At 61.6% G+C, this 11,591-nt stretch carries 8 protein-coding genes and 1 pseudogene; 5 read left to right on the top strand and 4 right to left on the bottom strand.

Annotated elements, in window-relative coordinates; genetic code table 11:
- Window positions 1-112: 112 nt before the first annotated feature.
- Window positions 113-732 (bottom strand): annotated as a pseudogene (locus tag KBY83_RS04725) (DedA family protein).
- A 58-nt stretch (window positions 733-790) separates the two neighbouring features.
- Between KBY83_RS04725 and KBY83_RS04720 the strand changes: the two are divergent.
- From KBY83_RS04720 to KBY83_RS04705, 4 genes are all read left to right on the top strand, one after another.
- A complete protein-coding gene (locus KBY83_RS04720) occupies window positions 791-2,185 on the top strand; it encodes a TrkH family potassium uptake protein (RefSeq protein WP_255018626.1) in 1,395 nt (464 codons plus the stop codon).
- A gap of 22 nt (window positions 2,186-2,207) precedes the next feature.
- The gene (locus KBY83_RS04715; protein WP_255018528.1) at window positions 2,208-2,912 is read left to right on the top strand and encodes a TrkA family potassium uptake protein; all 705 of its coding nucleotides are present in this window, start codon (window positions 2,208-2,210) and stop codon (window positions 2,910-2,912) included.
- 85 nt (window positions 2,913-2,997) lie between these two features.
- A complete protein-coding gene (locus KBY83_RS04710; RefSeq protein WP_255018527.1) occupies window positions 2,998-4,878 on the top strand; it encodes an APC family permease in 1,881 nt (626 codons plus the stop codon).
- A 26-nt stretch (window positions 4,879-4,904) separates the two neighbouring features.
- On the top strand, window positions 4,905-5,027 hold the full coding sequence (locus KBY83_RS04705; RefSeq protein WP_255018526.1) for a hypothetical protein: 123 nt from the start codon (window positions 4,905-4,907) through the stop codon (window positions 5,025-5,027).
- A 10-nt stretch (window positions 5,028-5,037) separates the two neighbouring features.
- Here KBY83_RS04705 and KBY83_RS04700 read toward each other — a convergent pair whose 3' ends face one another.
- Window positions 5,038-6,078: a DUF475 domain-containing protein gene (locus KBY83_RS04700; protein ID WP_255018525.1), complete on the bottom strand. Its 1,041-nt coding sequence runs from the start codon at window positions 6,076-6,078 to the stop codon at window positions 5,038-5,040.
- 175 nt (window positions 6,079-6,253) lie between these two features.
- Here KBY83_RS04700 and KBY83_RS04695 point away from each other — a divergent pair, with 175 nt between their 5' ends.
- The gene (locus KBY83_RS04695; RefSeq protein ID WP_255018524.1) at window positions 6,254-8,074 is read left to right on the top strand and encodes an SLC13 family permease; all 1,821 of its coding nucleotides are present in this window, start codon (window positions 6,254-6,256) and stop codon (window positions 8,072-8,074) included.
- A 34-nt stretch (window positions 8,075-8,108) separates the two neighbouring features.
- On the opposite strand, the gene KBY83_RS04690 is transcribed toward KBY83_RS04695, so the two are convergent.
- Both KBY83_RS04690 and KBY83_RS04685 read right to left on the bottom strand, forming a co-directional pair.
- Entirely contained in the window at window positions 8,109-8,771 is a 663-nt protein-coding gene (locus tag KBY83_RS04690) for a DedA family protein (RefSeq protein ID WP_255018523.1), read from the bottom strand.
- On the bottom strand, window positions 8,771-11,557 hold the full coding sequence (locus KBY83_RS04685; protein ID WP_255018522.1) for a cation-transporting P-type ATPase: 2,787 nt from the start codon (window positions 11,555-11,557) through the stop codon (window positions 8,771-8,773). The genes KBY83_RS04690 and KBY83_RS04685 overlap by 1 nt, the downstream gene beginning before the upstream one ends.
- Window positions 11,558-11,591 lie beyond the last annotated feature (34 nt).

Below are 11,591 nucleotides of genomic sequence, written 5' to 3'. Positions count from 1 at the left end.
TGCCTGTGTTTCACACCCTGGTTTCAGGCATGGTTAGCTCCACGTCCACACCACTAAGTAGGGAATCTCAAATAGAAAAGATCAACTAGCCAGGTCCATCGGAGTTTTGGCCCTAACTCTCACTGCCAGCGGCCCGGCTGCGCAGCTGCCACACCCGCAGCAGCGCCAGCACTCCACAGACGAGCGCAATCTCCAACACCAGCTTGATCCCTCCGGCCCAGGGGGCCAGCAGCCCCTCCACCTGGCCGTAGGCCTGGCCCATCTCCCTGCCCGCCAGGGTGAGCAAGGTGGTCCAGATCAGGCTGCCCGCGGTTGTCCAGGCGAGAAACTTCGCCTGGGGCATTAATTCAATGCCAGCCGGCACGGACACCAGGGTCCGCACCCCTGGGATCAGTCGTCCCCAGAACACCACCGCCGAACCATGGCGGTTGAACCAGCGACGGCTCCTGGCTAGCCAGCGATCCGCTCCTCATTTATCCAGCGGCCGATGCCATACCAAAACCAGGCCCCCAGCACGGTGCCCACCAGTCCGGCAGCCACCGTGGGGAGAAATTGCAGCCGGCCCGCATGCACCAGATAACCCGTGTAGGGCATCAAAACTTCTGAGGGAATGGGCGGAATGAGATTTTCCAGCAGCATCACCAAAGCAACCGCTCCATAACCGAGCAGGGGGTTGGTCTCTACCGCGGCGCTGATCAGGTCTGGCAGCCCGTCGATCAACTGCTTAATCAAATGAGCAATCCCGGCACAGGACTGTGTTTAGGGTAGGCATCACCAACGCAACATCAGCCTGACCAGCACACCCTGGAACGCTATTAAGACGTGGCGCCAGCGCCTCACGGTGCCCCAATTCACCGTGGTCACCGGTGCTCTGGTGATCGCCGTCGGCACGGTGCTGCTGGCAAGCCCGCTTTGCTCCACCGATGACGTGGGGCTATGGCAAGCCCTGTTCACCGTGACCTCGGCAATCACGGTGACTGGTCTTTCGATCATCGATGTGAGCCGCGATCTGACGCCCTTAGGCCAACTGACACTGGCGGGATTGATCATCACCGGCGGCCTTGGCCTAATGGCGATCACCACATTTTTGCAGGGCTTCGTGCAGGGAAATTCAGGGCTGCGCCACCGGCTAGACAAGGGCCGGGCCCTGGATGAATTCGGGGTAGGCGGCATCGGCCCCACCTTCAACAGCATCCTGATCACGGGCTTCTGTGTGATGGGGATCGGCACGGTGGTGCTCTACGCCTTTGGCTTCACCGACATCGCCAATCCGCTTGAGCGCTTCTGGGCTTCTCTTTTTCACTGCATTAGCGCTTACAACAACGCCGGCTTTGGCCTCTGGGGCGACAATCTGGTGCGCTACCGGGACAACCCGGTGGTGAATGGCGTGATCGCCTCGATGATCGTGGTGGGCGGCATCGGCTGGCGGGTGATCAACGACCTCTGGACCAATCGCGCCCGCCTGCAAGGGCTGCGCCGGCTCAGCCTGCATACCCGGCTGGTGCTGCGCAGCACGGCCTTGTTAATCGTGTTTGGGGCCCTGGGACTGATGTTCACCGAACAATTCGCCGCCGGTGGCGTAATCGAAAATCTGGAGTGGTGGCAGGATATTCAAGTCACGCTGTTCCAGTCGATCTCGGCGCGCACGGCAGGGTTCAACACCGTGCCGCTCTCGGTTAAGACCTTCTCGGATGCGGGCCTGCTGCTGCTGATCGTGCTGATGTTTATTGGTGCCAGCCCGGGCGGCACCGGCGGTGGCATCAAGACCACCACCTTCGCCACCTTGATGGGGGCTACCCGCTCCACCCTGCAAGGGCGTGAGGAGGTGGTGATCCATCGGCGCCAGATCCCTGACACCGTGGTGCTGCGTGCCGTGGGGGTCGTCATGGCATCAGCAATCTTCGTGATTCTGATGGCCCTGCTGCTGGGGATTGGCCCAACAACCTCCGGGGAGCCCACCCGCACCACCTTCAACTTCCTCGAAAAGCTGTTCACCTGCATGTCGGCCTTCGGCACCGTGGGCCTGGATCTGGGGGTTACCGCCCAGCTCAACCGTTGGGGCCAGCTGGTGCTGATGGTGGGCATGTTTGTAGGCAGACTGGGCATCCTGCTGCTCCTTTCGGCGATCTACGGCAGCCGGCCCCAACCCCGCGTGGGCTACCCCCGCGAAGAGATCTACATCTGAATCCCCTGAACAGGTTGACTCCATGACGAACTGGTGGCGTTGGAATCCGTCTGAGGGCGCCATCAAAGGTGGCTTCGCTGTGATCGGAGTGGGGCGCTTTGGCTCCGCCGTATGCAGCGAACTGATCAAGGCCGGGGCTGAAGTGCTGGCGATCGATCTCAGCGAGCGGGCCATTGATGAGCTGCGTCAAATCGAGCCAGCCATCGAGGCGCGGATTGTGGACTGCACAGATGAAGAAGCCCTGAGGGCCGCCGGCGTGCTCGACATGACCACCGTGGTGATAGCCATGAGAGAGCCGATCGAGGCCAGCGTTACGGCTGCTTTGATCGTTAAGGACAGCCCCGGCAGCCAGGTAAAGCAGGTAGTCGCGCGGGCGACCAGTGATCTACACGTGAAAATGCTGCAGCGGGTGGGCGCCGATCGGGTGGTTTTTCCCTCAAAGATGCAGGGTCAACGCTTAGGAATAGAACTGGTGCGGCCCAACATGTTGGAGCGCCTGCGCCTCGACGACCGCAACAGCATCGAGGAGATTCGGGTGCCCGAAGCCTTCATTGGCCAGTCGTTGCGCGAGATCAATTTGCGCAAGAACTTCAATGTGAGCGTGCTTGCCGCCGGGCCTGACAACCAGCTCACGGTGAACCCGCCCGCCTCCCACGTGCTCGAGGCGGGCGAGCTGCTGGTGGTGATGGGCGCCAGTGAAGCCTTGGCCAAACTGCCGGGCAGCTGAAAACGGGCATCCTCCTGGCCTGGACCGGACTGTGGTGCTGGCTCGGATCCCTGTCTAGGTTTTCTGTCACTTGCAGGTCGTCGGATTGAAAAAGCGTCTGCTTTTTGATCAGCTCAAGGCAGCCCTAGTGGGGAAGCCTCTTCCCACGAGTGCCTACGCCGAAGAGCGCCTCACCAATGCAGAGGCCCTGGCGATCCTGAGTTCCGATGCCCTCTCCTCCGTGGCTTACGCCACCCAGGAGATCGTGCTGGTGCTAGGGATGGCTGGCGCGGTGGGGCTGGGCTTCACCCTGCCGGTCACAGGCCTGATCATCGCCCTGATGGTGATCGTGGCCATCAGCTACCGGCAGACCATCAAGGCCTATCCCCAGGGGGGAGGCTCCTACCGGGTGTCCCACGAAAACCTTGGCGACCTGGCCGGACTGGTGGCCGGTGCCTCGCTCTCGATCGACTACGTGCTCACCGTGGCGGTGAGCACAGCCGCCGGCATCGCCGCACTCACCTCCTATTTCCCTGGCCTAGACAGCCTGCGCGTGCCCCTCTGTCTGGCGGCCGTGGTGGTGCTGATGGTGGCCAACCTGCGGGGCGTGCGCTCCAGTGCCCAGATCCTCAGCCTGCCCACCTATGTCTTCATCGCCGCGGTGTTCACCCTGCTGCTAGCCGGGGGCGTGAAGGTGTGGGCCGGGGAGTTGCCCTCCATGGCCGCGGACGAGCAGAACCTGCTAATGGCCAAGGAGCACGGCGGTGCGCTGATCGCCGTGGGGGGGGTGTTGCTGATGCGGGCCTTCAGCTCCGGTTGTGCGGCTCTCACCGGCATTGAAGCCATCAGCGATTCGGTGATGGCTTTTCGCCCCACCGAGTGGAAGAACGCCCGCCGCGTACTCACCGTGATGGTGCTGCTGTTAGCCACGATGTTTGGAGGCATCAGCCTGCTGGCCCATCACCTAGGGGCGGTGTATGTGGAGCACGGACCAACCCTGCTCTACCAGCTCGGACAGCAGGTGTTCGGCAATGGACCGTTGCTGCTGATCCTGCAGCTCTCCACTTTGTTGATCCTGCTACTGGCCGCCAACACCGCCTACGCAGATTTTCCCCGACTGGTGAATTTCCTGGCCCAGGATGGCTACTTGCCCCGCCAGTTCACCTCCCTGGGGGACCGTCTCGTCTTCAGCAACGGCATTTTGGCTCTCAGTGGGTTGGCGGGGGTGTTGCTGCTGGCTTTTGGCGGCAGCGTGACGCGGCTGATCCCTCTCTATGCAGTTGGGGTGTTTCTCAGCTTCACCCTGTCCCAGGCCGGAATGGTGGTGCATTGGTGGAAGGAACACACCCGCGGTTGGCTGAGCAAGGCCCTGGTGAACGGGTTTGGCAGTGCCGTCACGGCGGTGGTTACCGGCGTGTTGCTCTACAGCAAATTCAGCCAAGGGGCCTGGCTGGTTGTAGTAGCCGTGCCGCTGCTGGTGTGCCTGTTCCTCACCATCCACAGCCACTACCGCAGCGTGTCCAAACGGCTGCGTCTGGCCACGGATAAAAAGCTCACCCTTCCTCCGGCTCCGGCCGGTGGGGGAGCGCCGGTGGTGGTGCTGGTGGGTCAGCTGCACCGCGGCAGTTTTGAGGCCGTGCGCTACGCCCGCAGCATCTCCAGGGATCTAGTGGCCGTTCACGTGGATCTCGGGCTTGGCAAAGCGCAGGCCTTCCAGGAGCAGTGGCAGCGCCAGTTGCCCGAGATCCCTCTGGTGGTGCTCGATTCTCCTTATCGCTCCCTGATCGATCCAGTTGTGCAGTTTGTGCAGCAGTTTGAGATCCAGCACCAAAAAGATCGCGACCGCTTCTGCACAGTGGTGCTGCCTGTGTTCGTGACCCGGCATCGCTGGGAGAACCTGCTCCACAACCAGAGCACGATTGCCCTGCGCACTGCTCTGCGGGCCCAGGGCACCCGAGTGGTCACCACAGTCGGCTTTTATCTCTAACTGCATTCCAGCGATCGTGGCGGTTGATGCTTACTTGCCACTACTTGCTCACCGAGACGATTGCCCTGGGTCTGGGAATTTCCTTCAGCCCGATCAACATCCTTCTGGTAGCTCGAAGTCCTGCACCCGATGAGGTGGTGAGCGCCTGAGCGAGCGGTCTCAGGCCCGCTGCCTCTGACGCATGGAATCCCAGAAAGCTACGACGAGCAGGCCGATGCCTATAAGCCCGGCGCACCATTCGGGTACCTGCACGTTGTGCTGGGCCAAGGGAATCCCGGCCAGCATCAACAACCCCAGCGCGCCGATGGCGTAGTGGGCGCCGTGCTCCAGATAGATCAACTGGTCGAGGGCCTTCTCCCGGCTCAGCATCACCGTGAGCGAGCGAATAAAGAGCGCTCCGAGGCCAAGGCCCGTGATGATCAGCGCCAGATCGGTGGTGATCGCAAAGGCGCCGATAGCGCCATCGAGGCTGAAGGAGGCATCAAGCAACTCGAGGTAGATCAGGCTGGCAACACCGCTCTTGGCAGCCATACTTCCCGCCGCCGGATCTCCGCCGCCGAAGAATTCCGCCAGGGAAGTGCTCAGGATCTGCAGCACCAGGCCGATCAGACCGGCAAAAAGAACATCGCTGCGCAAACTGCCAGGAAGGACAAAGGCCACACCCATCAAAATGATCAACGCCAGAGCAACCTCCAGGGAGGGAACCCTTCCGGCGCTGCTCAGACGCACCTCAAGCACCTCCACCCAGTGCAGCGTTTTGGCCTCATCGATGAAATAGCGCAGAAACACCATCAACAGGAACATCCCCCCGAAGGCGAGGATCCTCGGTTCAGCCAACTCCAGCAGCGCGTGGTATTCCTCGGGGTGATGCAGAGCCGCGTCGAGGGCTTGCCCCAGACCGATCCCCCCAGCCAGGCTCACCAGCAGCAAAGGCCCCAGAAAACGCACTCCAAACACCGGGATCACCAGACCCCAACTGAGGAAAAAACGCTGCTGGCCTGGGGTGAGGTGCTCCAGCACCCGCGCATTCACCACCGCGTTATCAAAGGAGAGGCTGATCTCCAGCGCCAGCAGCACCAGGGTGAGCCAGGTGGACTCAAGACCCGCAGGGCTCAGACCACCATGGCTGACGAAAACTGCCACCAGGCCCACGGCACAGCACAGCAGCGGGAAACGCACATAGCGCAGCAGGCGGCCCATGGATGTACCCAAACCCTATGAGCTTGAAGCCTCATAGACCCGCTGGCTGGCCGATGACATCAATTGTCGGGGCCTGAAAGCGAGCAAAAACGCCCGAGGCCGGCCAACCGACCTCAATCTCCCTAAATCCCATCTAGTAACCGATGTATATTTTCGAGTGTTGGGGTCGTGCCTTATGAATGCTTTTCTTACCGCCGCCATGGAGCCCTCTGGGGCCATCACCCTGGCGGTGTTTGCCCTGGCGATCCTGCTGTTCGTGACCGGCTGGCTAGCCCCTGAAGTCACTGGGTTGCTGGCGGCAGCCCTGCTTGTGACCTTCCGAGTGCTCAAGCCCGATGAGGCCGTGCAGGGATTCGGCAGCCCCGCCCTGATCACCTTGATGGGCCTCTTCGCCGTGTCGGCGGGCCTGTTCCGCAGCGGTGGCCTGGATCGGCTGAGGGCCCTGATCGCTAGCGATGCCATCCGGAGTCCCAAACGAATGATCGCCCTGATGGTGGGGGTGGTGGCGCCGATCTCCGGATTTATCCCCAACACCCCGATCGTGGCGACCCTGCTGCCAGTAGTTGAGGGCTGGTGCCACAGGCGCGGCGTATCCCCTTCGAAGGTATTGCTGCCGCTGTCGTTTGCCACGGTGTTGGGCGGCACCATCTCCCTGCTGGGCACCTCCACCAACCTGCTGGCCAGCGATGTGAGTAGCCAACTCGGCTTTGGTCCCCTCGAGCTGTTTAGCTTCACAGCCATCGGTATCCCCGTCTGGCTGCTGGGGGGGCTCTACATGTTGTGGGCTTCCGACCGGCTCCTGCCGGATCGCGGCCTCGACGACGGCGATTTGCTGGGATCCCTCGCCCGGGAGGGCTATCTCACCGAGGTACTGGTGCCGGAGGGCTCCGAGCTCGCGGGCCATTCGCTGCACAACAGCCGTCTGCAGCGCCGCTACGACGTAGACGTGCTCGAAATGCAGCGCGGTAGCGAGATCTTCAGCGCCCCCTTGGCCGACCGCACCCTCCAGGTAGGCGATCGTCTTGTGCTGCGTTGCAACCGGGAAACCCTGCTGCGTCTCCAGCAGGAGCACACGGTGGTGCTGTCACCGCCGGCGGAGCAAGAGGAGGCCCTTGAGGAAATGAAGCATCCCGCGGTCACCAGCATGCGCATGGTGGAAGTGCTTCTTCCGAACGGCTCCACGATCACCGGCACCAGCGTGCGAGACCTTCGCTTCCGTCAGCGCTACAACGCCACCCTGCTGGCGGTACGTCGCGGCAATCAGGTGCTGCGTGAATTGCTCGGTCAAGTCGTGCTTCAAGCCGGCGATGTGTTGCTACTGCAGGCGCCCCTCGATGCCATTCGCGGCCTGCAGGCCAACAACGATCTGGTGCTGCTGGACGAACTGGAAAAGGACATGCCCACCACCAACCGCAAATGGGTGGCGGTTCTGGTTGCATCCCTGGTGATCATCCTGCCTCTGTTCAAAGTGCTCAACCTGATGGCCGCTGTTCTTCTGGCAGTGGTGGTGATGGTGGCCACCGGCTGCCTGCGACCCGGGGAACTGCAGCGATCCATCCGTTGGGACGTGATCTTGCTGCTGGGTTCGCTCTCCTGCTTCAGCGAAGCGATGCAGAAAACCGGCCTGGCCGAGGCTCTGGCGCAGGATCTGCTGCATGGCCTTCAGGGGTGGTCGGCTTACGGGGTCCTGTTCGTGGTCTTCGTGATCGCCCAACTCTTCACCGAAGCCCTCAGCAACGGCACCACCGTTGTATTGCTGATGCCAATCGCCACCGCCATAGCCCAGGGGCTTTCGCTGCCACCGATGGCGTTCATCTTTGCCATTACCTTCGCGGCCAGCCAGAGCTTCCTTACCCCGATCGGATACCAAACCAACCTGATGGTGTTCGGGCCTGGGCGCTATCGCTTTCTGGACATGACGCGCTACGGGGCGCCACTCACCATCGGACTGGCGATCGTGGTTCCCTGGCTGATCTGCCGCAAATTTGGGATCTAAGCGAAATTAGATCCAACACTTAATTCAGCAACTACTAGCGCCAGCGGAATTTCTTGCAAATCCACCTCAACAGCAGCCACAGCAATCCGCCAACTACCGCCCCAAAAAGGATCCCAACTAGAACGCTGGTAAATGGTTTAAGAGCAGCTGCAACACCCTCGTAACCAGCGCCAAGCGTCTTGCCGGCAACGGTTAGCAGCAGGATCCAAATCAGGCTGCCTGCCGTAGTCCAAATCAGAAACAAAGGCTGGGGCATCATCTCGATGCCAGCTGGCAACGACACCAGCGTGCGGACCCCGGGGATAATCCGCCCCCAAAACACCACCGCTACTCCGTGGCGATTGAACCAGCGGCGGCTGCGGGCCAGGTCCGCAGGCCTCAAACCAAACCAGCGGCCATGGTTTGCCAACCACTGCTCCAGCTGCTCCTCGTTGATTAGACGGCCGATTCCATACCAAAACCAAGCCCCCAGCACCGTGCCCAACAGGCCTGCAAGCACTACAGGAAATAGCTGAAGCCTTCCCTGCTGGATCAGAAAGCCTGCCAGCGGCATCACCACCTCCGAAGGAATAGGTGGCACCAGATTTTCCAGCAACATCACCAGGGCAATTGCCCCATATCCCAGAAGCGGGTTGGCGTCCACCGCCGCCAGGAGAAGCTGGGGAAGCTTCTCCATCAAGGCGGACAGCTCGGCCATCAACCCATTGCGGCAGGGGTGTTAGCCCGGCGGCGGTTCCACCACTGCCGGAAAACCTTCTCAGCCTCGAGGTAGGTGAAGAACAACAGGCTCACCCCAACGCACACCATCAGATCGACAAGGGCCAGGGGCTCTGTACCAAAGAAACGGGAGAGCCAGGGCACATAAAGCAGCAGCAACTGGAGGCCACTGGTGAATACCACAGCCCAGAGCAACCAGGGATTACTGAAGGGGTTCACTTGCAACAAGGGGCGCTCACTGCGAGCCGAAAGGGCATGACCCATTTGGGCCAGGCACAAGGTGGTGAACACCATGGTTTTCCAGGGGCCATCAACGCCTTGGGTGCGGTAAAACCACACCATCATGGCAATCGTCATTAAGCCGAACACCAGACCAACTCGCACGATGTAGCGACCAATGCCCCTGGCAAAGATCGATTCACCCGGCCGAGCAGGGTCCCGGTCCATCAGGCCGGCCTCCGCCGGCTCGAGGGCCAGCGCTAGGGCAGGCACCCCGTCTGTGACCAGATTCATCCAAAGGATCTGCAAAGGAGTTAGAGGAACGCCAATCAGTCCAACCAGGGGAGCCGCCGAAATCGTGACCAACTCGCCGACATTGCTACCCAAAATGTATTTAACGAAGCGGCGAATATTGGCGTACACCAGTCGCCCCTCCTCAACCGCGCTAACAATCGTGGCGAAGTTGTCATCCAGCAGCACCATGTCGGATGCCTCCTTGCTCACCTCCGTGCCAGTGATGCCCATGGCTACACCGATATGGGCTTGCTTAAGGGCAGGGGCGTCGTTGACCCCATCTCCCGTCATCGCTACCACCTGGCCATTGGCCTGCAGGGCCTTAACGATGCGCAGCTTCTGCTCAGGCGGCACCCGGGCATAGACACTGCAGCGAGCTACCACCGCGCGCAGCTCCTCATCACTGCAAGCTTCCAGTTCCCGCCCCAGCACCACCTCACCATCAATGGTGGTTAGACCAATTTTTGAACCAATGGCCCTGGCAGTAAGCGGGTGATCGCCGGTGATCATCACCGGCCGAATGCCAGCACCGCGGCAGATCGCCACCGCCTCAGTGACCTCGGGCCGTGCCGGATCCAGCTGGGCCATCAGGCCAATCAACACCAAACCAGAGAGGTCTTGCTGCGGACTGGAATGGTGGGGAGCACAGGCAAAGGCCAGCACCCGCAAACCAGAGGCCGCCAGGTCGCGGGCCTGATCGATCCACCACTGGAGCTGATTGGGGCTGAGCGCCACTACCCCGGAACCATCCAGCCAGCTGCTGCAGCTAGCCAGGATCACTTCAGGGGCACCCTTGCTGATCATCAGCTGATGGGAGCCTTCTGCCGCTGCCCCGAGGGGAGCCTGGAGGCTGCCATCCGGATCATTCACCCATACCGCCATCAACTGACGCTCTGAGCTGAAAGGAATCTCGGCCTTGCGGGCATAGCGCTGCCTGAGCTCGAAATCGTCGAAACCAGCCTTACCAGCCACCACGGCCAAGGCTCCTTCCGTGGGGTCGCCAAGCACCTCCCAGGCCCCCTCTTCTCCTTGGCGCAACTCGGCATCACTGCAGAGCACACCGGCCTGCAGCAGCAGATTCTGCAAACCAGAATGGGCCCCGGCCAAGGGAGCCTCAGGTGCTGCCAGGAGCGCTGTCGTGAATTCGCCGGTGGGCTCGTAGCCCTGGCCACCCACCAGCACCGATTGATTGCCGAAGCGCAGCTCCTGAACAACCTGGCGATTTTGGGTGAGGGTACCGGTTTTGTCTGAGCAGATCACGGTGACAGAGCCCAAAGCCTCCACCGCCGGCAGACGCCGAATCAGGGCAGCACGCCGCACCATGCGCTGGGTGCCGATCGCCAGGGTGACGGTGATCACGGCCGGCAAGCCCTCGGGGACAATCGCCACCGCCATCGACAGGGAAACTTCGAGCAGGTCGAACGGGTCTTGACCCAGCAGCAACCCAAGGCCCACAACAATTGCCACCAGGGCCAGGGCTGTGCCAACCAGCACCTTGGCTAGACCATCGAGCCGCTCCTGCAGGGGGGTGCTCTCGCCGCCAGCGGTGTTGATCAGGGTGGCTATCTGACCCAGCTCAGTGGCCATGCCGGTAGAGGTCACTACCGCAACCCCCCTTCCCCGCACCACCTCGGTGCCCTGGAACATGCAGTTCTGGCGCTCCAGCATCGGTGTGGCTGAATCCAGCACCAGCTCGGCTCGCTTAAACACGGCCTCCGACTCACCAGTGAGGGCGGCTTCTCTCACTCCCAGATCAGCCGTCTCGAGTAGGCGCCCATCAGCCGGCACCCGATCGCCGGCCTCGAGGCGGATCAGGTCGCCCGGCACCAGCTCCTCACTCGACAACTTTTGCCACTGGCCGTCGCGGCGCACCTGCACTTGGGGTTGGGACATATCGCGCAGTGCCAGCAGCGCCTTCTGGGCCCGGCTCTCCTGCAGATAGCCCAGTAGGCCATTGAGAGCAACGATCACCACAATCGCGATCGCATCCTTAGGGAACTTCTGCTCCACATAGGCCACGCCGGCGGAAACAGCAGCAACCGCCAGCAACATGATCAACATCACGTTGCTGAACTGGTCCCACAGGATCAGCAAGTTGCTGCGACCAGCTGCAAGTTCAAGCCGGTTGGGGCCATTAGCGGCCAGACGCCGGCTTACCTCTGCCGTGCTCAGCCCAGCCTCCCCACACTGCAGCTCCTGCAGGCAGGATTGCCCATCGATGGCATGCCAGTTCTGGGGCATGGGAGTTGTCATGAAATCAGAAGTAGTTGGAATTGATGATTAGGGA

It is taken from the genome of Cyanobium sp. WKJ7-Wakatipu, from assembly GCF_024345355.1.
GTDB classification, from domain to species: Bacteria; Cyanobacteriota; Cyanobacteriia; order PCC-6307; family Cyanobiaceae; genus Cyanobium_A; species Cyanobium_A usitatum.
This window is presented reverse-complemented; position numbering and strand designations above follow the sequence as displayed.

Bases quoted from the DNA above. Each gene is read 5' to 3' on its own strand.
- KBY83_RS04685 (WP_255018522.1), bottom strand. From the start codon at position 11,557: ATGACAACTCCCATGCCCCAGAACTGGCATGCCATCGATGGGCAATCC.
- KBY83_RS04690 (WP_255018523.1), bottom strand. From the start codon at position 8,771: ATGGCCGAGCTGTCCGCCTTGATGGAGAAGCTTCCCCAGCTTCTCCTG.
- KBY83_RS04715 (WP_255018528.1), top strand. From the start codon at position 2,208: ATGACGAACTGGTGGCGTTGGAATCCGTCTGAGGGCGCCATCAAAGGT.
- KBY83_RS04695 (WP_255018524.1), top strand. From the start codon at position 6,254: ATGAATGCTTTTCTTACCGCCGCCATGGAGCCCTCTGGGGCCATCACC.
- KBY83_RS04705 (WP_255018526.1), top strand. From the start codon at position 4,905: ATGCTTACTTGCCACTACTTGCTCACCGAGACGATTGCCCTGGGTCTG.
- KBY83_RS04700 (WP_255018525.1), bottom strand. From the start codon at position 6,078: ATGGGCCGCCTGCTGCGCTATGTGCGTTTCCCGCTGCTGTGCTGTGCC.